The organism is Pseudonocardia sp. Ae717_Ps2, from assembly GCF_001932475.1.
Lineage (GTDB): Bacteria > Actinomycetota > Actinomycetes > Mycobacteriales > Pseudonocardiaceae > Pseudonocardia.
In genome coordinates this window covers 1,533,552-1,555,920 of record NZ_MCIS01000001.1, presented here as the reverse complement: position 1 = coordinate 1,555,920, position 22,369 = coordinate 1,533,552, and the positions used below count along the sequence as shown (strand labels likewise).

Sequence of the window (22,369 nt, the reverse complement as noted above, 5' to 3'; positions counted from 1 at the left end):
GGGTGAGCCTACGGGCCGCGCCGACCGCCCGGACGGACGCCGGACCGGGCCGCGTCCGGGGGCGGGTGCGGTGCGACGGTCAGTGCGGGTCGGCCGCGTTCAGCCGGGCGACGACGTCGGCGTACTCGCCGCGGGCCTCGGCACGACGCAACGGCAGCACCCGCTCGACGAGGACCTCCCCGCCCGGGGTCGGGGCCTCGAGCAGCGTGAGGACCTCGGCGACGAAGTCGTCGAGCGGCATCGCGATCGGGCTGTCCTGCTGGCCGGGCAGCAGTTCGGTCGCCACCGAGGGCGGCACGATCTCGAGGAGCTCGACGGTCGTGTCGGCGAGCTGCAGGCGCAGCGACTCGGTGAGCATGTGCACCGCGGCCTTGGTGGCGTTGTAGCTGGGCGTCGCGGCGAGCGGCACGAACGCCAGCCCCGACGACACGGTGACCACCGATGCGACCGGCCGTCCCCGCAGGTGCTCCACGAGCGCGCCGATCAGCCGGATCGGGCCGAGCAGGTTGGTGGTGACGACCTGCTCGGCCGAGGCCAGGAACCCCTCGGGGGTGTGCCAGTCCTCGACCCGCATGATCCCGGCCATCGCGACGAGCACGTCGAGGTCGGGGTGCCGGTCGAGGACCTCGGCGACGGCCTTCGTGATGCTCGCCGGGTCGGCGGTGTCGATCTCGACGGCGTCGAGGCCGGGGTGGGCGGCGACGAGCTCGTCGAGCAGGTCGCGGCGCCGGCCGCCGAGGACCACGGTGTTGCCGCGCCCGTGCAGCGCCAGGGCCAGTGCGAGTCCGATGCCGCTCGTCGAGCCGGGGATGAAGACGGTGCGTCCGGTGATCTGCATGTCCCCACCGTCGCCGCGCGGCGGACGGGGGGCGGCAGAGACCGGTCATCGGGGGATCACCGGTCCCTGGTTGCCCGGCGGGTGCCCGCGGATACTCGGTGACGTGGACCGTGCAGCCCTGGCCGACTTCCTGCGCCGGCACCGTGCCCGCCTCCGTCCCGGTGACGTCGGGCTCCCCGACGGTGCCCGCCGGCGCACGGCGGGGCTGCGCCGTGAGGAGGTCGCCACGCTCGCGGTCATGTCGACCGACTACTACACGCGGCTGGAGCAGCAGCGTGGGCCGCAGCCCAGCGACCAGATGCTGGCGTCGCTGGCCCGGGCGCTGCGGCTGGGCACCGAGGAACGCGACTACCTGTTCCGGTGCGCGGGCCGGAACGCGCCGGCGTCGGGCCCGGTGTCCGAGCACGTGGCCCCCGCGCTGCTGCGGGTGCTGGACCGGCTGCACGACAGCCCGGCACTGATCCTGACCGTGCTCGGCGAGACGCTCGTGCAGAACGAGATGGCCCGGGCGCTGTTCGGCGACCACACCCACCACGCCGGGCTCGCCCGCAGCGAGGTCTTCCGCTGGTTCACCGACCCGGACGCCCGGCGCATGTACCCGCCCGACGACCGCCCCCGCCAGAGCCGCGCGCAGGTCGCGACGCTGCGGGCGGCACTGGCGATGCTCGGGCCCCGGTCGCGGGCCGGCGAGCTGGTGGGGGTGCTGTCGGAGCGCAGCCCCGAGTTCGCCGCCCTGTGGGAGCTGCACGAGGTCGGACGCCGGTTCGCCGACCACAAGACGCTGCTGCACCCGGAGCTCGGCGAGCTGGAGGTGGACTGCCAGGCGCTGTTCACCGAGGACCGGTCCCAGGCGCTGCTGGTACTCACCGCGGCGCCGCGCAGCGAGACCGAACGGCGCCTGGAGCTGCTCCGGGTGATCGGCAGCGAGCAGTTCAGCGCGGGCTGATCACCCGGCGCCGGTCACGGGTGCAGGCGCACCGGGAGCGCCGTGAGCGAGTGGATCAGCGTGCTCTGCCGGTGCTGCCCGGGGGCGCCGGCGAGCGTCATGTCCGGGAACCGCGCGAGCAGCGTCCGGAACGCGACGTCGGCCTCCAGGCGGGCCAGCGGTGCGCCGAGGCAGTGGTGGATGCCGTAGCCGAACGCGAGGTGCCCGGAGGTGTCGCGGTCGGGATCGAACCGCTGCGGGTCCGGGTAGCGCTCGGGGTCGCGGTTGGCCCCGATCAGCGAGACGAGCACGACCTCGCCGGCCGGGATCCTCACCCCGGAGTACTCGACGGGCTCGTCGGTGAAGCGGATCGTGGCGAGGTTGACCGGGCCGTCGTACCGGAGGAACTCCTCGACCGCCTGCGGCACCCGGTCGGGGTCGGCACGCAGCCGGACGTGCTGGTCGGGGTCGCGCAGCAGTGCCAGCACGCCGTTGCCGATGAGGTTGACCGTGGTCTCGTGCCCGGCGACCAGCAGCAGGAACGCCATCGCGGTGACCTCGGTGGGGCTGAGCGAGTCGCCGTCCTCCGAGGCGCGGACGATCTCGGACAGCATGTCGTCGCCGGGGTGGGCGGACTTCTCGGCGACGAGCGCGGACAGGAACTGCGCCATCGACGCGGCGGCCGCGCCACGCTCCTCGTCGGGCCCGCTGGAGAGCAGTAGGTTCGACCAGTGCCGGAAGTCGTCGCGGCGGTCCCCCGGGACACCGAGGATCTCCGAGATGACGGTCATGGGCAGTGGGAAGGCGAAGTGGTCCAGCAGGTCGAGCTCGGGGCCCGCCTGCTCGGCGGCGTCGGCGAGCTCGGTGGCGATCTGCTCGATCCGCGGCCGCAGCCGGGCGATCGCCCGGACGGTGAACGCCCGTCCGACGAGCTTGCGCAGCCGGGTGTGGTCCGGCGGGTCGGCGTTGAGCATGTGCGCGACGAGGGAGTCGGCGAACTGGCGGATCGAGGTCGCGCCCTGGCGCTGCAGCACCTCCGGCAGCCGGCGGGAGTCCTTCTGCAGCCGCGGGTCGTTGAGCGCGGCACGGGCGTCGGCGTAGCGGGTGATCATCCAGAAGGTCAGCCCGTTCGGCCCGGTCGCGCGGACGACCGGGCTCTCGTCGCGCAACCGGCGGTAGAGCTCGTCGGGATCGTCGAAGAAGTCCTGGTCCAGCCGTACCGGCCGGGTGTCGTGGTCGATCGTCATCGTCCGCTCCTCGCACTGGGTGTCCTCGACACTCGCCAGGATTGCACTCATCGTGCAAAAATGCACGCGTGATGAAACGGACGGAGCGGCCGTCGGCCCGCGAGCGGAACCGGCGGTCCATCCTGGACGCCGCGCAGGCCGTGCTGCGCGAGAACCCGGACGCCTCGCTCGACGAGGTCGCGGCCCGCGCCGGGGTCGTGCGGCGCACCCTCTACGGCCACTTCACCAGCCGTCACGACCTCGTGGTCGCACTCGTCCGGGCGGCGTCGGCGGACTTCGTCGAGAAGGTCGGCGAGGTCGACCCCGACGCGGCCGACCCGGCCGTCGAGCTCGCGGCCACCCTCCTGCGTACCTGGAGCACGTCGCGGCGCTACGGCCCGGTCATCGCGCTGGCCCGCCGGACCGCCGACGACGAGGTCCGCGCCGCGATGGGCCCGTTCCACACGATCATGGTCCGGCTGCTGGAGAACGGGCAGCGATCCGGTGTGTTCTCCCGGCACGCCGCGGCCCCGGTGCTGGCCGAGGTACTGCAAGCCGGCTCCCTGGCCTACATGCGCGCCGCACAGGAGGGGCGGTGGGACGGCGACGAGACCGACGTCGCCCTCGGGCACCTGCTGACCCTCGGGATGCCGGAGGCCGACGCGCGGGCCGCGGTCGCGCGAGCCACGTCTTGACCTGAAGCACCATTCAGGTCCTAGCGTCGCCGTCATGTTCACCGACGAGGAGATCGCCTACCTGCGCAGCCAGTGGATCGGGCGGCTCGCCACCGCCCGGCCGGACGGGACGCTGCAGGCCAGCCCGGTGGGGTTCGGTGTGAACACGACGCTGGGCACCATCGACATCGGCGGCCACGGGATGGAGCGCAGCCGCAAGTTCCGCAACGTCGCCGCGAACGGGCAGGTCGCCTTCGTCGTCGACGACGTTCTGTCGACCGCCCCGTGGCGGGTGCGGTTCGTCGAGATCCGGGGACGGGGCGAGGCGCTGACCGAGCCGGCGGACTCCGCGGGGCAGTCGACGGGGTCGAGCGCGATCATCCGGATCCACCCGACGCGGATCCTCACCCTCGCGCTGTCACCCGAGGAGCAGCAGGTGGATCCGCACGAGGCGGGGATCCGGGCGCGCGACGTGGGGTGAGGGCCGCTGCGGCATCGTGTCGATCCCACTGCGGCGAGACGCGGGCGGTGTGATCGGGGACCGTGCCGTACACCGCCTCCCCACATGGGCACACCGATCAGGTGCGGGGTCAGGAGACCCGACCCCGACCGGCCAGGACCGGTGCGCGCGGCGTCATCGTGCGGTCACATTCCCCACCTGGGTACCGCCGACGAGGATGACGTGCGGAGTACCACGCGACGCCGACTCGCCCACCCTGTCGCGGACGGTTCCGACCGCCGCGCGCACGCCCGTGATGTCCACGGACGCCCCCGGCGGTAGCCGAACGTCGATGTTCCCGATGACGATGTCCACGTCGACGACGACGTCACCGGTGACGAAGCGCGCGCGACGCATGTCGAGGTGAGCGTTGCCGAACCAGGAGCGCACGACCACGCGCGGCGGGACCAGCCATTCGCCGGCACGCCGGAGGTCGCCCGCGGTATTCGTCAGTTCGAGCAGATCACGTGTCGGCACGGCGTCCTGGGCCCCCGGGAGATCCAGGACGACGCTGTTCAGGTCCGCTCGGGTGACCGCAGTGGACACAGCGGCCAGCCGGTCGGCCAGTTCTGCCCCGTCGAGCCGACCTTCGAGATGGTGCCGGTTGAGCAAGGCCGACACGTGGTCCCGCTCTGCGTACGAGACGCGGAGGTCCCGAGCTGGGACGGCGGCGTCGGAACTCTCGTACGAGGTCATGCACTCGACCATAGGCACCGTCGTCGGTGAACGACTCGGGGTCTTCCCGGAGCACGGTTCAGGGACCACCCGAGGACGGTCTCGACATCAACATCGACACCGACACCGCCGTGGCGTTGCCTCCCGCTCCGGCATCGGGAGTCGGCTGCCGCTTCCCCGGCCGGAGCGCACCAGGAGGTGCAACTGCCACCCTGGCGAGCATGGTATTCCTTCAACTCACCACGATCATCGTGGACGACTACGACGAGGCGATCCACTTCTTCACCCACGCGCTGGGATTCGAGTTGGTCGAGGACTCCCCCGCTCAGAGCAACGACGGTCGACCCAAGCGGTGGGTCGTCGTCCGCCCGCCGGACGCGGAGACAGGGATCCTTCTCGCCCGGGCAGACGGAGATCGCCAGGTCTCCGCGATCGGCGACCAGCATGCCGGCCGGGTCGGCTTCTTCCTCCAGGTCGAGGACTTCGAGAGCCGATACGCACACATGCGTGACGCCGGGGTCGAGTTCCTCACTGATCCGCGCACCGAGACCTACGGGCGCTTCGTGGTGTTCCGCGACATCGCCGGCAATCGCTGGGACCTGATCGAGCCCGTGAGCCCGGCCTGACCTGGCGCGTCATCCGCCGGACCAGCGGTGGCGACGGGCTCGCCCGCCGGGCCGGCGGGGCACGCCTGATCAGATCGTCGTGGGCACGGGTGGGCATCTGGATCGGCCCCGTGCGAGGAGGAGGGAGCGACGTCCGGTCGGTGGGCTCGACCGACGCGTCTGCCGGGGCAGGATTCGGGATCATCACCGACCGGCGCATGCCGACGACATGGCGGAGCAATGGGGGTTACGTCGATGCAGGGAACAGATGTCGAGCTGGCTATCGACGCCGTACGAGCTGGCATGGACGTGATCCGGAGGACGCCGGGTGGGCAGCTCCGACGCATTCAGAAGAGTGCGGTCGACTTCGCGACCGCTGCGGACCTCGATGCGGAACGCGCGATTCGATCGATACTTCGAGCCTGTCGACCAGGTGATGCGTTCACCGGAGAGGAGCTCGGCGAGTCCGGTGGAGCACGCTCGCGCATGTGGTTGGTGGACCCGCTCTGCGGCACCCGCAACTTCGCCTCCGGCGCCGGGGACTACGGCCTCAACGTCGCGCTCTGCATCGACGGCACCCCCACTGTGTCGGCGGTAGGCGACCCGCGGCGCGAACTCATCCACTGGACCGACGGGGTAACCGCAGGGACGCGGAGCGAGGCCGGCGACCAGATCCTGTGTCCGAGCGCTCAGAACCGAATCATCGAACTGAATGCAGATGAGCCGTGGGATGTCGTGACTTCGTCGCTCCTGGGTGACCGCGGGCTACGAGAGTGGATGACCCCGAGAGTCAGCGCCACATCCTTGGCTTTGGCGTGGGTGGCTGCCGGGCACAGAGCCGCATATGTCAACGACGGCGACCTTCGCGGAAGCGTGCATTTCGCTGCCGGCATCGCTCTCTGCACGGGAGCCGGATGCATCGTCACCGACCTGAGAGGAGACGCTGTCGACTCCGGACACGGACTCGTCATCGCAGCAGACCACGACGTGCACAGTGAGTTGCTGCAGCGCATCAGCGACCTGAGTCCCTGATTCAGGAGCCGCGCCATCATGGCCGTTCTGATACCGGCCTCGTAGGCGCACGCGCGGTGACCCGCATGACGGGATGGTCGTGGGTGACCGCTGGCGACGGTCGCAAGCCGAGCGATACCGCACGCTCCTTGCACGGCCGTCACCCGTGGACGATTCCTCTTTTGCTCTCTGGCTGGTGCGTGCCCGGGAGAGGTTTGGTCCAGGTGATGCAGTAGCGCCACATGGGCAGCAGGCGCCAACGACATCCGGGAAGGGCGGATCGGGCTGCGCGACGAACCTCGGAGTAGGTGTGCGGCGGTGGCCAGACCACGGGGGCTGTGTGCTCCCAGAAGCCGTACCGGCGACGCAGCACGGCGTGCTGCACGGCTCCGATGCCGTGGAGCACGACCTCGATCGGCCGGGAGGTCCTCGCCAGCCCGACCACGACGACTCGACCGCCCGGCGACGTGAGATCAGCGCATCGCCGTAGTGCTTGGACTGGATCGGGCAGGTGATGCAGTGTGGCCATCGAAGCCACGACATCGAACGAGTCGGCTGGGAACACGTGGCTCAGAATGTCGCCGTGGACCCACTCGACCATCGGGGCCTCGCTCCGTGCCGAGCGGAGAACTGTCGGGTCCAGGTCGATCGCGACGACCTGGGGAACCCTGTGCACCAGGTCCGCTGCGAGGAGGCCGTTGCCGGTGCCGACGTCGAGAGCTGTCTGGGCGCCACGTGGCACCGCATCCAGGACCAGCCGGTGGTAGTGAATGTTGTGGTTCCACCGCCTCGCCGAGCTGCCTGACACAGCACCATCATGCCAAGCGACTCAAGCAATCCACGACAATCGACAGATCGACGGGCTGAACCACGCCGGATCTCGCCTCGTCTTCCGCTGCATGGGCGGGCTGCGCGATCCGTCCAACACTCAGGACGCAGGACTTCTCCTTCGGTCGCAAGATGGCCGCGACCGGAGCGACGGACGTCCTGGAGGTCTCAGAAGGACGTCGCCCCCGGAGCCCATCGGTGAGGGCTTCCCAGGGGAGCGTGAGTCACCGCCCGGATCGAGTTACTGACCTCGGAAAATGCTCCTCTGATTGGACTCGAACCGATACCGCCCGATCCAGGATCAAGACCCGCGGTCAGTAGTCATGTGTGCTCGAAACCGGCGATGACCTGCCACAACGCCGTCGGCACGGATACGGGTGATTGTGGCTCGTTGCCACTCTCGACGTTGGGCCGCGGGAGGTAGACGGCGCCCTCAGCCGAGCAGGTCCAGGAACTCCGAAGCGCTGAGTCCGGCCTGCCGCAGAACGGAGCCGAGAGTGCCCCGGACGATCTCGCGGTGCAGCGGGACGATCACGACTCTGCCGTCAGGGTGGCGGAGCTTCGCATGGCTGCCCTTGGTCGAGCGGTGCTCGAAGCCCGCTGATTCGAGCGCCTGGACGACCTGCTTGCCGGAGACCTGAGGAAGGGCTGGGCTCACGCCGGGATGCGGATCTCGATCGGAGTCACGAGCGGGTGCTCGAAGGAAGCCGGCACCTCGTCGTCCTCGAAGTACAGCTCCAACGCCTCACGGAGGTTGGCCAGCGCCTCGTCGACCGTCTCCCCCTGGCTGGCGACCTCGATCTCCAGACAGCGGGCGACGTACCACTCGCCGTCCTTCGCGACGGCGGCAGTCAAGGTGCGAGCGGTGTCCATGTGCCGAGTGTACGGCCCGAGGTGAGCGAGGTCGGCCCTTGCGGAGGACGAGCCCACGCGCTCCAGGTCGACCGTTCATCAAGAGTGACGATCAAGGACGGAGGGCGGTAATGAGACAGCAAAGCCTGCCGACAGGCGGAGTGATCGCCTCACATCACGGAGTAGTCATGCGTGCCGCGTCCGTCGTCGTCCTCCTCGCCTTGCTCCTGCTCGCGGGATGCGGCGCCGAGCCCCCTCGAGCACCGGGAGCCCCGCTACCACTGCGTCAGCAGCGCCGGTCACAACCAAGCCAACCCCGACCGCTCCACCCTCGGCGAGCATCGGTCAGACAGTGAGCAACCGTGGCATCACCTTGACCGTGACCGACGCCCGCGCAGTCGACTCGATCCAGATGAACGAGTCCAGTTTCCGACCGGGCTCGGGCTACGAGAAGTACACGAAGACGACGCCACAGACAGGCGGCCGATTCGTCTCCGTCACCGCGCACGTCGTCAACAACGCCAAAGTGGGCCTCGACCTCACCTGCAGCCTGCCGATCAACACCAAGCTCGTCGACTCGCAACAACGCAACTTCGACGCCATCGACGACCTCTACAAGCTCAGGGGCAACCCTGAGTGCAACGATCAGCTCCAGCCGGGCTTTGAGGCCGACATGACCTGGGTCTACCTCGTGCCGCAGAGCGCCAAGGTCATCGGCTGGGGCTTCCAGGACACCACCGACTTCTCGGGCACGGTCGACTTCAGCACGGTCCGCTTCGACGCCTGATCCGAGTGGTCCCGCCCCCTCCTCGTCGTACTGACCGAACCGCCCTGGTGGCCGCGACCGGGGCCAAGGAGATCCTGGAGGTCCTAAAAAGACATCGACCCCCGGAACCCACTAGTAGTGGACTTCCTGGGGGTCGATCTTGAGTCGCTACCCGGGTCAAGCTATCGACCTCGGAAAATGCTCCTCCGATTGGACTCGAACCAATAACCGCCCGATTAACAGTCGGGTGCTCTGCCATTGAGCTACGGAGGACCGTTCATGCCGCTCCAGGTGGTGTTCCCGGCGACGAGAAGAACTCTACAACACCCCGCACAGTCGTCTCGCAACCCCCCGTTCGGCCGCTGTTCCCGCAGGTCGGAGCCCCATCCGGGTGGCGGTCGGGCAGCGGCCGCGGTCCGGGTACGGTCGCGGTCGGAGGTGAGGGGAATGGTCAGATTCCTCGTGGGTGTCGCCGTCGGGTACGTCCTCGGCACCAGAGCCGGTCACGAGCGCTACGAACAGCTCGTCCGCGCCTATCACCGGGCGGCCGACCACCCCGCGGTGCAGGGCGCCGCAGGCATCGCTCGGGCGGGCGTCGAGGGCGCGATCGACAAGGTGCGCGGGGGCCAGAACACCGGGCGCTGAGGCCCGCCCCGTCCCATGACCCCCGTCCCGGGGGCGCGGGACAGGGCGGCTCAGCGTGTGCGGGCGACCGCGAAGACGCGGCGGAACGGGAACCAGGTGCTGCCGTCGGCGCTCGGCGGGTAGGCCGCGCGCAGCCGAGGAGCGAGCTCGCGGACGAACGCGTCGTAGGCGTCGTCGTCGAGGGCGTCGCGGACCGGGCGCAGGGCGGTGCCGGAGATCCAGCGCAGGACCGGGTCCTCGCCGTCGAGCCGCTGCAGGTAGGTCGTCTCCCACACGTCGACGTCGGCACCCGTGGCGGCCAGGAGGTCAGCGTAGCCGAGCGGGTCGAGTACGGTCCCGTCGCCGCGCAGCACGATCCGGCCGCGCCAGTGCGGCAGCGAGGCGACCTCGCGGGTCAGCACGTGCGAGGGCGCGTCGAAGTTGCCGGGGACCTGCACCGCGATCCACGCACCGGGCGCGAGCGCGGCCGTCCAGCGGCGCAGCACCTCGGGGTGCTCGGGCACCCACTGCAGCACCGCGTTGGACACGAGCACCCCGGTGTCGCGGGGCGGGGTCCAGTCGCGCACGTCGATCTGCGCGGCGTCGACGCCCGCGGCCCGGGCCGCGGCGACCATGTCCGGGGAGGAGTCGAACGCCTCCACCGTCGCCGTCGGCCAGCGGTCGGCCAGCAGCCCGGTCAGGTGGCCGGGACCGCAGCCGGCGTCGACGACCCGGTTCAGGGCCGGGTCGGGCTCCCCCACCCGGGCCAGCAGGTCGAGGAACGGGCGGGAGCGGTGGTCGTCGAAGGCGCGGTAGAGGGCGGGGTCCCAGCTGGTGCTCACGGGTCCTCCGGCAGGCGGGCGGCGATGCCCTCGGCGAGGCGGCGCGCGGCGACGGGGTCGGTGCCCGGGTCGGGCCGCACCTGGAGGACCAGCCCGTCGCGGCCGGGGACCCGGCGCTGCAGCACCCAGGCCCCTCCCCCAGGAAGCTCGCGCCGGTTGCGGGTGCGGATGGACTGGGTGACCCGTTCCTGCACCGCCTGCGGCACCTTCCCCGGGTCGGCGAGCCGGAACCGCAGCGGGCGCCCGTCGGCCAGCAGCTCGGTGCCGGGAGCGATCTGCTCGGCCGAGGTCGGCGTCACGACCAGGCTGACCTTGTCCCAGGTCGCCTTCGCGATCTCGTGCCAGCCCAGCCGCTCACCGCCGGGGGGCCAGATCCCCCACGAGGTGACCACGAGCATCCCGTCCGGGGCCTGCGCGGTGGCGACGACGGCCTCGGAGTCGGCGAGGGCGTCGGCAACCGTGTCGGGCACCGGCTCGCGCCCGAGCAGCCGCGCCCAGAAGCCGGTCACGACGCGACCCCGGAGGCCTGCTCGCGCAGCTGGATCTTGTACTGCTCCAGCGGGACGAGCACCCCGAACAGGTCCATGTACTCGTCGTGGTCGGTCTCGGCATTGGTGCGCTGCAGCTGCGACTTGAGGTCGGCGATCTCGCGCTCGACCAGGCCGAGCCGGACCCCGGCGAGCACGCCGTTGACGTAGCGGACCTCGTCGGTGTTGCGCTTGGGGAGCTCCAGGTCCTCCACGGCCAGCTCGCTGACCAGGCGTTTCACGTCGTCGCCCGCACTCTCGGCGACGACGGCGTCGAGCCAGTCCGACCCGTCCAGCCCGGCGCACACCCCGCCCGCGGCCATGATCGCCCGGTGCACCGCGGCCAGCTGCGGGTGGGTGAACCCGGCCTCGGGCAGCTCGTCGAACGCGGGGCCCACGACGCCGGGGATCTGCAGGGCCGCCTTGAGCGCCTCGCGCTGCAGGTGCAGCTGGGTGTCGTCGCGCTTGGGGGCGGGCAGCGGGGCCCGACGTCGGGAGCGGCCCCCCTCCGGCGAGACCCCGGCGCTCTCGCGCACCCGGCGCACGACGACGGCGATGTCGTCCCAGCCGACCCAGCCGGCGAGCCGGCGCGCGTACTCGTCCCGCAGGTCCTCGCGCTTGATCTGCGCGACCAGCGGGACGGTCCGCTGCAGTGCCGCGACCCGGCCCTCGGCGCTGGCGAGGTCGTGGCTGCGCAGCTCGGTGCGGATGGCGAACTCGAACAGCGGCTCACGACGGGCGACGAGGTCCCTCACGGCCGCGTCGCCGTGGTTGTTGCGCAGGTCGCAGGGGTCCTGACCGTCCGGTGCGACGGCGACGAAGGTCTGCGCGGCGAAGTTCTGGTCGCCCTCGAACGCCTTCATCGCGGCGCTCTGGCCCGCCGCGTCGCCGTCGAAGGTGTAGATGACCTCCCCGCGGTCGAAGGAGTCGTCGCCGATCAGCCTGCGGATGACCGAGACGTGCTCGGTGCCGAACGCCGTGCCACAGGACGCGACCGCCGTGGTCACCCCGGCCAGGTGCATCGCCATCACGTCGGTGTAGCCCTCGACGACGACCACCTGCCGGGTCTTCGCGATCTCCCGCTTGGCCTGGTCCAGGCCGAACAGCACGTGGGTCTTGCGGTAGACCGGCGTCTCGGAGGTGTTGAGGTACTTGGCCTCGATGCCGTCGTCGTCGAACAGCCGGCGCGCGCCGAAGCCGACCACGTCGCCGCCCAGGTCGCGGATCGGCCACAGCAGGCGCCGGTGGAAGCGGTCGATGGCGCCGCGGCGGCCCTCCTTGGAGATGCCCGCCTTGATCAGCTCGTCGAGCTGGTAGCCCTGGGACAGCAGGTGCTTGGTGACGACGTCCCAGCCGGCCGGGGCGTAGCCGCAGCCGAACTTCTCCGCGGCGGCCTCGTCGAACCCGCGGTCGGCGAGGAACTGCATCCCGGCCCGCCCGGCGGGGGTGCGCAGCTGCTCGGCGTAGAACGCCTGGGCCTTCTTGTTGATCTCCAGCAGACGGCTGCGGGTACCGCGGTCGCGCTGCACCGAGGAGCCGCCGCCCTCGTAGGTGAGCCGGACCCCGCACCGCTCGGCGAGCCGCTCGACGGCCTCGGGGAACCCGATGACCTCCATCTTCATGACGAAGTCGATGACGCTGCCGTGCTCACCGCAGCCGAAGCAGTGGAACGTGCCGTGCGAGGGACGGACGGTGAACGACGGGGACTTCTCGTCGTGGAACGGGCACAGGCCCTTCAGCGAGCCCGCCCCGGCGCGGCGGAGGGCCACGTACTCCTCGACGATCTCCTCGACCCGCGTGCGGTTGCGGACCTCGGTGATGTCGGCGTCCCGGATCCGTCCTGCCACGACGGCCAGTCTAGGCGCCTCCGGCCCGGCGTCCCGGTCCGCCCGCCGGCGGTGCGGCGGTGTCGGCGTCCGGCCGCTCCACCGGGGCGGCGGCGACGGTGTCCGGCTGCTCTGCGGGGACGGCGGCGTCGGCCGTCACCGGGTGACCGCGCAGGCCGGGCACCCGACCCAGGCCGACGAACATGCCGACCAGCGCGATGCCGAGGCCCAGCACCGCCTGCACGGTGAGCGGCTCCCCGAGCACGGGCACGGCGACCAGCGCCGTCGTCGCCGGGACCAGGTTCAGCAGCGACGACACGAAAACCGTGGACCGCAGGCGTAGCAGCACGAACATCAGCACGAAGGCGCCCGCCGAGTTCACGACGCCCAGGAAGGCCACGGCCGCCCACCCCGACGGCGCCCGGGGCAGCCAGTCCGCACCGAGGAACGGCCAGGCGACCAGGGTCGCGATCAGCGAGGTGGCCATCTGGACCACGACGCTGGTCACCACGGGCGTGCCGTCGTTGAACCGCTTCTGGTAGAGCGTGCCGGCCGCCAGCGACAGCATGCCCAGCACCGGGAAGACGAGGTTGCCGCCGAGACCGGCACCGAGGTCGTCAGCCAGTACGACGTAGACGCCGGTGGCGCCGATCAGCAGGCCCAGCACCGGTCCGACGCCCAGGCGGGTCGCCAGCAGCAACGGGGTCAGCAGCCCGACCAGCAACGGCGCCATCCCGAGGATGAGGCTCGACAGCCCGGCGGGCACACCCGAGGCGAGCCCGCTGTAGACGAAGCTGAACTGCCCGACCTGCAGCAGCAACGCCGTGACCGCGAGGTGCAGCCAGGCCCGGCCGCGTGGCAGGCCCGGCCGCTGCACGGCGACGGCGACGAGCATCACGACCAGCGCGATCACGAACCGCCAGAACAGGACCGCGGGGACGTCGGTGGAGCCGGTCGCGATCTTGCCGGCGATGAAGCCGGACGCCCAGAGCGGCACGAAGAGCACGGCCAGCACCGGGACGAGCCAACGCGAGGAGGTCACGCCTTCACTTCATCGCAGTGCTAACGACCGGGGCAAGCCGGGGTGGGGGGAGCCTCACCCCACCCCGGTCCGATCAGGCCGCGACGACGACCGACGACGGCAGCTCGGCGAGCGCGGAGTCCAGGTCCGGGTGGTTGCGCATCCCGTGCAGCACCGCCCGGACGTCCGGCACCGTCCGCGGCGCGACGCGGGCGGCGCCGATCAGCCGAACGTCCAGACCGCGGTTGCGGGCCACGTGCCGCAGATGGTGCAGCGCCCGCGCGCCGCGCGCGGTGACCCCGGTACCGAGATCGACCAGGACGTGCCGGACCGGCGACCACCCGGCACCGGCGACGGCGAGGTGCGCATCGACCTGGCGCAGCAGCGACGCACCTGCCGCCGCGTCCAGCTCGCCGTCGACGCGGACGTGGAGGACGTCCTCGCGGGGGCGGTCGGTGCGGACCCTGCTCCTGTTCATCGCGTTCTCCTTCCGGATCGTCATCTCTCCAATACCTCTAGCGTATGGTTAAGATTTTCGCCATCACGTGGCCACACTCAGGTTCGCGGACGACCGGCTCCGGCACCCGAGCGTGCGCCGCGGACCGCGAGGGAGGAACCGACATGGCACTGGACCGGCTCGACGACCCCGACTACCCGACCGTCGCGATGGGCCAGGCCGCGCACCTGCTGGAGGTCGAGCCCGCGTTCCTGCGCAGCCTCGACAGCGCGGGCGTGGTGAACCCGCACCGCTCCCCGGGCGGGCACCGCCGCTACTCGCGCAACCAGCTGGAGCAGGCCGCGCGCCTGCGCACCCTGCTGGACGACGGGCATCCGCTGGGCTCGGCGTCCTGGATCGACCGACTGCGCGGCGAGCTCGCCGACAGCGAGAACCGCCTCGGCGCGGCACACCGCGAGATCGAGCGCCTGCGCACGGAACTCGCACGCCTGCGCACCGAGCTCGGCGACACGAATCCAGAGTAGCCCTTGACAACAGAAAATCTCCAGCTATAACTGAAGATATCCGGAGCGGGACTCCGGAGGACCGACATGACGAAGGACAACGAGGAGTCAGCCGGTCGGTCGTGAACCGGCACGGCTGGAAGGGAGTGGTTCGAGATGCTGCTGCGTACCGACCCGTTCCGAGCCCTGGACCGCATCGCTTCGCAGGCGTTCGAGTCCGGCGGCACCTGGTCGCGCCCGGCGGCGATGCCGATGGACGCCTGGCGTCACGGTGACGAGTTCGTCGTGGAGTTCGACCTCCCCGGCATCGACCCGGACGCCGTCGATCTCTCCGTCGAGCGCAACACCCTGACGGTCAAGGCGGAGCGGCGGCCCGCCAACGCCGGGACCGACCAGGTCGAGTGGGTCGCCTCCGAGCGGGCCTACGGCGTGTTCGCCCGCCAGCTGTTCCTGGGCGACAACCTCGACACGTCCTCCATCCACGCGTCGTACGACGCCGGGGTGCTGCGCATCCGCATCCCGGTCGCCGAGGCGGCCAAGCCGCGGACGATCGCCGTCGAGTCCGGGCACGACTCCGACCGGGCCGCGATCAACGCCTGATCTCGGTTCCGAGCCCGGCCGCGTGCCGGGCCCGGAACCGGCGTCGGACCGGCGGGACGGCCGGTCGACGGCGCCGTCACGACGAGCACGCGTAGCCCGAGCGTGCTCCCGCCCCACCCCGGCCGTGGTGGCCCGAGGGCCTGTGAGCGTGATCACGAGGCCACCGACCACCCCGACCCTGTGAACGGACCGACCCCGTCCTGGCAAGTCACTTCACCCTGAGTGACGAACACGCGGCGTGTTGGCGTGGTTCCGGCGTTCGCATTCGCGAACATCTCCGGTGTGCGTGTTCGAGGTGTGCGGGTCGCCGGACTGCTGGCGACGATGATGGTGATGGCCGGGTGCGGATCCCCCGGATCGTTCGTGGACGTGCTGGACGCGGCGCTCGACACCGGCGTCGTCGACGTCGGCGCGATCGCCCCGGTGACCCCCGGGACCGTGGAGGGTGCGGCCGCGGGCAGCGCGTCGGCGACGCTGAAGACGCTGGCGGTGAAGGGCCGGGCACCGAAGACCGGCTACACGCGCCAGCAGTTCGGGCGTAGCTGGGCCGACATCGACCGGGACGGTTGCGACCAGCGCAACCAGGTACTGGCCCGGGACATGGACCGCGAGACGTTCAAGGCGGGCACGCACGACTGCGTCGTGCTGACCGGGACGCTGCGTGACTCCTACACCGGCACCACCATCGCGTTCACCCGTGGCCAGGGCACCAGCGAGAAGGTGCAGATCGACCACGTCGTCGCGCTGTCCGACGCCTGGCAGAAGGGCGCCCAGCAGCTCGACGCGGCCACCCGGGAGAAGATCGGGAACGACCCGCTGAACCTGATCGCCGTCGACGGGCCGACCAACGGCCGCAAGAGCGACGGCGACGCCGCGACCTGGCTCCCGCCGGACAGCCGCTACCGCTGCGCCTACGTCGCGCGGCAGGTCGCGGTGAAGAAGAAGTACAAGCTGTGGGTGACCAGCGCCGAGCGCGACGCGATCGACCGGGTCCTCGGGACCTGCCCGACCCGGGCCGTGACCAGCGAGGCCGACGCGGCGAAGCCCGCGATCACCCTGCGCTGAGCCCCGCACCGACCCCGGCCACCCGGCCCCGCCGCCCCACCCGGACGGCGGGGCCGTCGGCGTCTCGGGGCCGGCCGGTGTCGGGGGCCGGCAGGTGTCAGGGGCCGGCAGGTGTCAGGGCCGGCAGAGGGTGCGGTGCCAGGCGTGCGCCTGCGGGTCGGTCAGCGTCGCGACCTGGTCGATCACGACACGCAGCCGCGACCGGTCGTCGGGGGCGGCGGCCCAGTCCTCCGCGCGGGCCGGGTCGAGGGCGTCGGGCCCCCGGTCGTACAGCGCCGCGACGAGGTCGTGCAGCAGGTCGCGCTGGCGGGACTGCATCGCCAGCCGCCGCGGGTCGCTCATCACGTAGCGGGTGGCCAGCGCCTTGAGCACCACGACCTCCGCCACGGCGACGACCGGCACCACCAGGTCCGCGCGGTGCCGGGCCAGCGGCGCGTCGCCGTAGGTGTCCAGGGTCGCGTCGGTCGCGGCGAGGGCGAACCGGCCGACCAGCTCGGAGGTCATCCGCTTCATCGCGACCAGGTCGTCGCCCGCGGCGGTGGCGGCGTCGAAGCCGCGGACCGCGCGGACCACCGGCAGCGCGTCGAGCCGGGCGGCGGCCTCGGCACAGGCACCCTCGTCCTCGCCGAAGCGCAGCGACGCCTCCACCGCGAGCGCCGCGCGCTCGGCCGGCGAGGACAACACCGCCAGGTCCATCCGGCCGGCGTGCACCGCGTCCTCGACGTCGTGCACCGAGTAGGCGACGTCGTCGGCCCAGTCCATCACCTGGGCCTCCATGCTCCGCACCCCCGGCCGTGCCCCGGCGCGCACCCACTCCAGGGCCGGCAGGTCGTCGGCGTAGGCACCGAACTTGCGTTCCGCGCCGCGGCGCGGCCACGGGTACTTGGTGGCGGCGTCCAGGGTCGCCCGGGTCAGGTTGAGCCCGCCGGGGACGCGGCCGTCGCCGGAGCGGGCCTTGGGCTCCAGGCGGGTCAGGATGCGCAGGGTCTGGGCGTTGCCCTCGAACCCGCCGCAGTCGGCTCCCGCGACGTCGAGCGCACGCTCGCCGTTGTGCCCGAACGGCGGGTGGCCGATGTCGTGGGCCAGCCCGGCGGCGTCGACGACGTCGGGGTCGAGCCCCAGCTCCTCGGCGATGCCGCGGCCGATCTGGGCGACCTCGAGCGAATGCGTCAGCCGGGTCCGCGGGATGCCGCTGACCTCGGCGCCCTCCCCCGGCCCGACCACCTGGGTCTTGCCCGCGAGCCGGCGCAGCGCCGCGGAGTGCAGCACCCGGGCCCGGTCGCGGGAGTAGGGACTGCGCCGCTCGACGCGGCCGCGCTCACCCAGCCCGGAGCCCTTCGGTGCCTCCGGATGGCGGCGCTCCGCGTCGGCGGCGGTGTATCCCGGGTCGACCGGGGCGTGCTGGAGGGTCATCCCAGCCCGCTGCTCGCGGTGTCGACCGACGCGTGGGTCAGCTCGTAGAACAGCAGCGCGCCGGTCTCGCGGTAGATGTAGCGCAGCTGGGTCTCCCGGGTCTGCACGATCGGGCCGCTGCGCGTCGGGGAGGTGTAGGCCTCCAGCCCGGCGTCGCGCGCCATGGTGCGGGCACGGAGGCTGTGCCACGGGTCGGACACCAGCAGGGCCAAGGACCAGCCCTGCTGCCGCGCGGTCGCCGCGACCGCCTGCAGGCTGCCGAGCGTGTCCGCACCTTCGGGGACGGCCTCGACCGCCGAGGACGGCACGCCCTGCTCGACCAGCCAGTCCCGGCTGGCCTCGGCCTCGGTGTACCGGTCCCCCGTGCGACCGCCGCCGACGGTGACGATCCGCGGGGCCACGCCGTCGCGCCACAGCTGCTCGGCGTGCTTGAGCCGGTTGGCCAGGACCGCGCTGGGCTCACCGTTGTACTGGGCCGCGCCGAGGACGACGACGGCGTCGCTGGGGCGCTGGTCGTCGTCCCGGGCGACCTGCCACACCCGCAGCGCGGTCACCCCGACCACCGCGACGAGCATGACCAGACCGCCGACGAGCAGCCGCGCGCCCCAGGTCATGCCGGTCCGCACCGGACGGCGCACGGTGCGCCGGTCCGGACCGGGCTCCGGCGGGGCGCCGCCGAGCCCGCGCCACGACGAGGTGCCGGTCATCCGCCGATCCGACCGGCCGAGGAGGCGAGCGCCGAAGCCGAGCGCCCGGCGCGCAGCGCGACGACCTGGGCGACGATCGACACCGCGGTCTCGGCCGGGGTGCGGGCACCGAGGTCGAGACCGACCGGCCCGTGCACCGCGGCCAGGGCGTCCTCGGTGACCCCGGCGGCGAGCAGCCGCTCGCGGCGCGCGGCCTGGGTGCGCCGCGACCCGAGCGCTCCGAGGAACCCACGGCCGTGGGCCAGGCCGTCGAGCAGGACCGCGTCGAAGGCCGGGTCGTGGTCGAGCAGCACCAGCACGTCGGCCTCGGTGAAGGCGGCGACGGCGGCACGCGCGTCCTCGACGGTGGTGACGGTGCGGGCGCTCCAGCCGAGCAGACCGGCCTGGGCGTGCAGCGCCGCGCCGAGCGCCCCCTCGCCGACGACCAGCACCGACGGGACCGGCACCAGCAGGTCGACCAGCACCGCGGTGCCGTCGACGTCGAGCCGCTCGGTGGCCGTGGCGCCCCGGCGCAGCAGCGCGCGGGTCTGCTCGGCCGCCGCGGCGGTGACCCCGCCGAGGTCACCGGTGGCCTCCTCCAGGCCGGGCCCGGTGAGGACCAGGGCCGCGCCGGTGTCCACGACCGACAGCAGCGCGGCGGGCCGCCCGGTCTCCAGCGCCTCCCCGAGCGCGGCGGCGGGACCGGCGGCCAGCGGGTGGGCGAGCAGCGTCGCCCCGCCCGCGCAGGCGAGCCCGGCCGCGACCGCGGAGGCCTCCCCCACGTGTGCCTCGCGCACCGTCGCCACCCCGGACGCCGCCTGCACGGCGAGCGGATGCGCGGAGTCGTCGAGGGCTCCGAGGTAGAGCAGGCCGCCGACCTCGCCGTCGGTGGTGCCCGCGACCAGCTGGCCGGACTCGACGGAGCCGAACCCGTGCCGGTCGAGCACCCGGACGACACCGATCCCCGAGCCGCCGATCCCCGACCCGCCGGTCACCGCCCATCGGCGCAGGGCCGCGCCCAGGTCACGACGGGGGTCGGCCGGTGGCCGTGCCGCGGAGGAGGTCGCCGAGGTGCTCACGGTCGCCAGGGTAGCGACGGGGCCTGACGGTGAGCTGAGAACGGGCGGGACGTGGCCACGACGGGACGATCCGCGGCGCCGGTGCGTCGACACCGGTACCGCCGTTCGGGCCATGAGAGAGTGATCAGCGCGACGGCAGCGTTCCGGAACCGTACGATTCCGGCACGCGTTGAACGCCACGTACGCCCATCAGACCGCGAGTCAGGAGTCATGGACCCCACCTGCAGTCCGCGCGCCGACCGTCCCCGTGACGGCCGGCGACCCCGCATCGTCCTCGTCCCCGCCCGCGCCGTGCACCTCCCGGCCGGGCCCGAGACCCGGGCGGTGACAGCCCGGTGATCGGAACGATCCTCGGCATCCTCCTGGGCATTCTGGTGGTCCTCGTGATCACTGCCCTGACCGGCTACTTCGTGGCCCAGGAGTTCGGCTACATGGCCGTGGACCGCTCCCGCCTCAAGGCCCGTGCGGCCGAGGGCGACACCGGAGCGTCCCGTGCCCTCGACATCACCCGTCGTACGTCGTTCATGCTGTCGGGCGCCCAGCTCGGCATCACCGTCACCGGTCTGCTGGTCGGTTACGTCGCCGAACCGCTGATCGGCAACGGCATCGCCGAGCTGCTCGGCCTCGTCGACGTGCCCCAGGGGGTCGGCCTGGCGATCGGCATCACGGTCGCGCTGCTGTTGGCCACCGTCATCCAGATGGTGTTCGGCGAGCTGTTCCCGAAGAACCTCGCCATCGCCCGGCCGGAGCCGGTCGCGCGGTGGCTGGCGCTGTCCACCAAGACCTACCTGGCGCTGTTCGGGTGGATCATCCGGATCTTCGACGCGGCCTCCAACCTGCTGCTCCGCTCGCTGCGGATCGAGCCGGTGCACGACGTGGAGCACTCGGCGACCCCCCGCGACCTCGAAGCGATCATCGACGACTCGAAGGACTCGGGTGACCTCAACCCGGAGCTCGCGGTGCTGCTGGACCGCGCCGTCGACTTCGGCGACCGCACCGCGCGGGCCGCGATGATCCCGCGGCCGCGGGTGTCGTGGGTCCGTGCCGACGCGACCGTCGAGAGCCTGGTCGGCCAGATGGCCGTCCAGCACTCGCGCTACCCGGTGCTCGGGCCCCCCGCCGAGGCGGCGGCCCCGGAGAACGCCGAGAACGCCCTGGAGCTGGTGGGCGTGGTCTGCCTGAAGGACGTGCTGGCCCTCGCCGACCGCGACGACCGGCCGTTCGACGAGGTGCTGGTCTCCGACCTCATGCGGGCCCCGGTGCTGGTGCCCTCGTCGCTGCCGCTGCCCCAGGTGCTGGCCCAGCTGCGCGCCGACGACGAGGAGCTGGCGTGCGTGCTCGACGAGTACGGCAGCCTGGCCGGCGTCATCACCGTCGAGGACGTCGCCGAGGAGCTCGTCGGCGAGATCACCGACGAGCACGACCAGGCCGGGACGGACCAGGCACTGCGGTCCGACGACGGCTGGGTCGTCCCGGGTGACCGGCACGTCGACGAGGTCGGCAGGCTGATCGAGGCCGAGCTGCCCGAGGGTGACTACCAGACCGTCGGCGGTCTGGTGATGGCCGAGCTGCAGCGGCTGCCGGTCGTCGGGGACGCGGTCGTCGTGACGATCGCGGCGGAGGGCCCGGACGACGAGGACCGCGCCCTGCGGCTGGTGGTGCAGGAGGTCGACCGGCGGGTCCCGTCGGCGGTCGCCCTGGAGTGGACCGAACCGGTGGCCGCCGGTTCCGAGCAGGACGGCGACGACCGGGAGGTACGGGCATGAGCGTCTTCGAGATCGTGGTGTCGATCCTGCTCATCGCGGCGAGCGCGTTCTTCGTGGCCGTCGAGTTCGCGCTCGTCGCCGCCCGGAACTACCGCCTGGAGGAGGCCGCGCAGACCTCGGCCTCGGCGCGGGCTGCGTTGCGCAGCGCCAAGGACATCTCGCTGCTGCTGGCGGGGTCCCAGCTGGGGATCACGCTGTGCGTGCTGGGGCTCGGTGCGATCACCAAGCCGGCGGTGGACTACGCGCTGCGCCCGCTCATCGAGGGCTGGGGCGTCCCCGGTGGGGTCGCGGGTGTGGCGTCGTTCGTCATCTCGCTGATCGTCGTGACGTTCCTGCACCTGGTCGTCGGGGAGATGGCCCCGAAGTCCTGGGCGATCTCGCACCCGGAGAAGTCGGCGATCATGCTGGCGCTCCCGATGCGCGGGTTCATGATCGTCGCGCGGCCGCTGCTGCTCCTGCTCAACGGCGCGGCCAACCGCTGCTTGCGCTGGTGCGGCGTCGAGCCCGTCGACGAGATGGCCTCGGGCCGCAACGCCGACGACCTGCGTCAGCTGGTCGACCACTCGGCGAAGACCGGCACCCTCGACCAGGGGCGCCGTGACCAGCTGGTCACGGCCCTGGAGCTGGAGCGGACCCCCCTGGGCGAGCTCGCGCGCGAGCCCTCCGGGGTCGCCGCGGACGACGACGTCGCCGCCGTCCAGGCGACCTGTCGCCGGACCGGCCACCTCCGGCTGGTCGTCTGGGACGGGGACACCCCGATCGGGTACGTGCACGTCCGCGACACGCTGACGCGGGCGCCGGAGACCCGGGCCCGGGACCTGATGCGCCCGCTGCTCACCCTGCCGGCGGACACGCAGTACCACACAGCGGTGAACACGATGCGTGAGCAGCGTGCGCACCTGGCGCTGGTGGAGTCCGACGACCGCCCGGTCGGCATCGTGACCCTGTCCGACCTGGTGGAACGCCTGCTGCCGGAGCCGGTGTAGGAGCACTCCCCGGACCGGGTGCCCGAGCTGCGCCCGGTCCGGGACCGCCCTACCCTGGGTCGCCTCCCGATCACC

26 protein-coding genes and 1 tRNA gene are annotated in these 22,369 nt (G+C 72.2%); 12 read left to right on the top strand and 15 right to left on the bottom strand.

What is annotated here, in order from left to right; translation table 11 throughout:
• Positions 1-79: 79 nt before the first annotated feature.
• The gene (locus tag Ae717Ps2_RS07565; RefSeq protein ID WP_075311437.1) at positions 80-838 is read right to left on the bottom strand and encodes an SDR family oxidoreductase; all 759 of its coding nucleotides are present in this window, start codon (positions 836-838) and stop codon (positions 80-82) included.
• 103 nt (positions 839-941) lie between these two features.
• On the opposite strand from Ae717Ps2_RS07565, the gene Ae717Ps2_RS07560 reads away from it, so the two are divergent.
• Positions 942-1,784: a helix-turn-helix transcriptional regulator gene (locus tag Ae717Ps2_RS07560; RefSeq protein ID WP_075311435.1), complete on the top strand. Its 843-nt coding sequence runs from the start codon at positions 942-944 to the stop codon at positions 1,782-1,784.
• A gap of 14 nt (positions 1,785-1,798) precedes the next feature.
• Here Ae717Ps2_RS07560 and Ae717Ps2_RS07555 read toward each other — a convergent pair whose 3' ends face one another.
• Positions 1,799-3,010, bottom strand: coding sequence for a cytochrome P450 (locus Ae717Ps2_RS07555; protein ID WP_075311433.1), 1,212 nt, complete (start codon positions 3,008-3,010; stop codon positions 1,799-1,801).
• 71 nt (positions 3,011-3,081) lie between these two features.
• Here Ae717Ps2_RS07555 and Ae717Ps2_RS07550 point away from each other — a divergent pair, with 71 nt between their 5' ends.
• Both Ae717Ps2_RS07550 and Ae717Ps2_RS07545 read left to right on the top strand, forming a co-directional pair.
• Positions 3,082-3,684, top strand: coding sequence for a TetR/AcrR family transcriptional regulator (locus Ae717Ps2_RS07550; protein WP_075311431.1), 603 nt, complete (start codon positions 3,082-3,084; stop codon positions 3,682-3,684).
• A gap of 34 nt (positions 3,685-3,718) precedes the next feature.
• The gene (locus tag Ae717Ps2_RS07545) at positions 3,719-4,144 is read left to right on the top strand and encodes a PPOX class F420-dependent oxidoreductase (RefSeq protein WP_020622093.1); all 426 of its coding nucleotides are present in this window, start codon (positions 3,719-3,721) and stop codon (positions 4,142-4,144) included.
• Between the two features lie 153 nt (positions 4,145-4,297).
• On the opposite strand, the gene Ae717Ps2_RS07540 is transcribed toward Ae717Ps2_RS07545, so the two are convergent.
• Entirely contained in the window at positions 4,298-4,858 is a 561-nt protein-coding gene (locus tag Ae717Ps2_RS07540) for a DUF1707 domain-containing protein (RefSeq protein ID WP_075313062.1), read from the bottom strand.
• 26 nt (positions 4,859-4,884) lie between these two features.
• Between Ae717Ps2_RS07540 and Ae717Ps2_RS07535 the strand changes: the two genes are divergently transcribed.
• Positions 4,885-5,463, top strand: a complete 579-nt coding sequence (locus Ae717Ps2_RS07535) for a VOC family protein (RefSeq protein ID WP_337819495.1) — start codon at positions 4,885-4,887, stop codon at positions 5,461-5,463.
• A gap of 234 nt (positions 5,464-5,697) precedes the next feature.
• On the top strand, positions 5,698-6,474 hold the full coding sequence (locus tag Ae717Ps2_RS07530; protein ID WP_075334196.1) for an inositol monophosphatase family protein: 777 nt from the start codon (positions 5,698-5,700) through the stop codon (positions 6,472-6,474).
• Positions 6,475-6,613: 139 nt separating this feature from the next.
• Here Ae717Ps2_RS07530 and Ae717Ps2_RS40265 read toward each other — a convergent pair whose 3' ends face one another.
• The 3 genes from Ae717Ps2_RS40265 to Ae717Ps2_RS07515 form a co-directional block, all read right to left on the bottom strand.
• The gene (locus tag Ae717Ps2_RS40265; protein ID WP_075333163.1) at positions 6,614-7,261 is read right to left on the bottom strand and encodes a class I SAM-dependent methyltransferase; all 648 of its coding nucleotides are present in this window, start codon (positions 7,259-7,261) and stop codon (positions 6,614-6,616) included.
• Positions 7,262-7,714: 453 nt separating this feature from the next.
• Positions 7,715-7,939: a type II toxin-antitoxin system HicA family toxin gene (locus Ae717Ps2_RS07520; protein ID WP_075311421.1), complete on the bottom strand. Its 225-nt coding sequence runs from the start codon at positions 7,937-7,939 to the stop codon at positions 7,715-7,717.
• Positions 7,936-8,154 (bottom strand): type II toxin-antitoxin system HicB family antitoxin, encoded by a 219-nt coding sequence (locus tag Ae717Ps2_RS07515; protein WP_020625202.1) that lies wholly within the window; start codon positions 8,152-8,154, stop codon positions 7,936-7,938. The genes Ae717Ps2_RS07520 and Ae717Ps2_RS07515 overlap by 4 nt, the downstream gene beginning before the upstream one ends.
• Before the next feature lie 358 nt (positions 8,155-8,512).
• Here Ae717Ps2_RS07515 and Ae717Ps2_RS07510 point away from each other — a divergent pair, with 358 nt between their 5' ends.
• Complete coding sequence (locus Ae717Ps2_RS07510) at positions 8,513-8,920, top strand: hypothetical protein (protein WP_158071468.1); 408 nt, start codon at positions 8,513-8,515, stop codon at positions 8,918-8,920.
• Between the two features lie 180 nt (positions 8,921-9,100).
• Here Ae717Ps2_RS07510 and Ae717Ps2_RS07505 read toward each other — a convergent pair.
• Positions 9,101-9,172, bottom strand: a tRNA-Asn gene (locus Ae717Ps2_RS07505).
• Positions 9,173-9,346: 174 nt separating this feature from the next.
• Here Ae717Ps2_RS07505 and Ae717Ps2_RS07500 point away from each other — a divergent pair.
• Entirely contained in the window at positions 9,347-9,544 is a 198-nt protein-coding gene (locus Ae717Ps2_RS07500; RefSeq protein ID WP_020625200.1) for a hypothetical protein, read from the top strand.
• A gap of 50 nt (positions 9,545-9,594) precedes the next feature.
• Here Ae717Ps2_RS07500 and Ae717Ps2_RS07495 read toward each other — a convergent pair whose 3' ends face one another.
• The 5 genes from Ae717Ps2_RS07495 to Ae717Ps2_RS07475 form a co-directional block, all read right to left on the bottom strand.
• Positions 9,595-10,365, bottom strand: a complete 771-nt coding sequence (locus Ae717Ps2_RS07495; RefSeq protein WP_075333161.1) for a trans-aconitate 2-methyltransferase — start codon at positions 10,363-10,365, stop codon at positions 9,595-9,597.
• Positions 10,362-10,874: a hypothetical protein gene (locus Ae717Ps2_RS07490; RefSeq protein ID WP_075311415.1), complete on the bottom strand. Its 513-nt coding sequence runs from the start codon at positions 10,872-10,874 to the stop codon at positions 10,362-10,364. Before Ae717Ps2_RS07490 ends, Ae717Ps2_RS07495 begins: the two co-directional genes overlap by 4 nt.
• Complete coding sequence (gene dnaG, locus Ae717Ps2_RS07485; RefSeq protein ID WP_020625197.1) at positions 10,871-12,739, bottom strand: DNA primase; 1,869 nt, start codon at positions 12,737-12,739, stop codon at positions 10,871-10,873. The genes Ae717Ps2_RS07490 and dnaG overlap by 4 nt, the downstream gene beginning before the upstream one ends.
• A 10-nt stretch (positions 12,740-12,749) precedes the next feature.
• The gene (locus Ae717Ps2_RS07480) at positions 12,750-13,760 is read right to left on the bottom strand and encodes a DMT family transporter (RefSeq protein WP_020625196.1); all 1,011 of its coding nucleotides are present in this window, start codon (positions 13,758-13,760) and stop codon (positions 12,750-12,752) included.
• A gap of 73 nt (positions 13,761-13,833) precedes the next feature.
• Positions 13,834-14,217 carry a hypothetical protein gene (locus tag Ae717Ps2_RS07475; protein ID WP_139318975.1) on the bottom strand — a complete coding sequence of 128 codons (384 nt, stop codon included), beginning with the start codon at positions 14,215-14,217 and terminating at the stop codon, positions 13,834-13,836.
• Between the two features lie 143 nt (positions 14,218-14,360).
• Between Ae717Ps2_RS07475 and Ae717Ps2_RS07470 the strand changes: the two genes are divergently transcribed.
• From Ae717Ps2_RS07470 to Ae717Ps2_RS07460, 3 genes are all read left to right on the top strand, one after another.
• Positions 14,361-14,720 carry a MerR family transcriptional regulator gene (locus tag Ae717Ps2_RS07470; protein ID WP_075311411.1) on the top strand — a complete coding sequence of 120 codons (360 nt, stop codon included), beginning with the start codon at positions 14,361-14,363 and terminating at the stop codon, positions 14,718-14,720.
• A gap of 135 nt (positions 14,721-14,855) precedes the next feature.
• Positions 14,856-15,299, top strand: coding sequence for an Hsp20/alpha crystallin family protein (locus Ae717Ps2_RS07465; RefSeq protein ID WP_020625193.1), 444 nt, complete (start codon positions 14,856-14,858; stop codon positions 15,297-15,299).
• A gap of 282 nt (positions 15,300-15,581) precedes the next feature.
• Positions 15,582-16,364, top strand: coding sequence for an HNH endonuclease family protein (locus tag Ae717Ps2_RS07460; protein ID WP_233147482.1), 783 nt, complete (start codon positions 15,582-15,584; stop codon positions 16,362-16,364).
• A 114-nt stretch (positions 16,365-16,478) separates the two neighbouring features.
• Here the strand turns inward: Ae717Ps2_RS07460 and Ae717Ps2_RS07455 are convergent, their stop codons facing one another.
• The 3 genes from Ae717Ps2_RS07455 to Ae717Ps2_RS07445 form a co-directional block, all read right to left on the bottom strand.
• On the bottom strand, positions 16,479-17,777 hold the full coding sequence (locus Ae717Ps2_RS07455; protein ID WP_075311409.1) for a deoxyguanosinetriphosphate triphosphohydrolase: 1,299 nt from the start codon (positions 17,775-17,777) through the stop codon (positions 16,479-16,481).
• The gene (locus Ae717Ps2_RS07450) at positions 17,774-18,391 is read right to left on the bottom strand and encodes a YdcF family protein (protein ID WP_075313058.1); all 618 of its coding nucleotides are present in this window, start codon (positions 18,389-18,391) and stop codon (positions 17,774-17,776) included. The genes Ae717Ps2_RS07455 and Ae717Ps2_RS07450 overlap by 4 nt, the downstream gene beginning before the upstream one ends.
• Positions 18,392-18,480: 89 nt before the next feature.
• Positions 18,481-19,542 (bottom strand): XdhC family protein, encoded by a 1,062-nt coding sequence (locus Ae717Ps2_RS07445; protein ID WP_233147481.1) that lies wholly within the window; start codon positions 19,540-19,542, stop codon positions 18,481-18,483.
• 335 nt (positions 19,543-19,877) lie between these two features.
• On the opposite strand from Ae717Ps2_RS07445, the gene Ae717Ps2_RS07440 reads away from it, so the two are divergent.
• Together Ae717Ps2_RS07440 and Ae717Ps2_RS07435 are read left to right on the top strand one after the other, a co-directional pair.
• Entirely contained in the window at positions 19,878-21,308 is a 1,431-nt protein-coding gene (locus tag Ae717Ps2_RS07440) for a hemolysin family protein (RefSeq protein WP_075333160.1), read from the top strand.
• On the top strand, positions 21,305-22,294 hold the full coding sequence (locus Ae717Ps2_RS07435; RefSeq protein ID WP_075333159.1) for a CNNM domain-containing protein: 990 nt from the start codon (positions 21,305-21,307) through the stop codon (positions 22,292-22,294). The genes Ae717Ps2_RS07440 and Ae717Ps2_RS07435 overlap by 4 nt, the downstream gene beginning before the upstream one ends.
• Positions 22,295-22,369 lie beyond the last annotated feature (75 nt).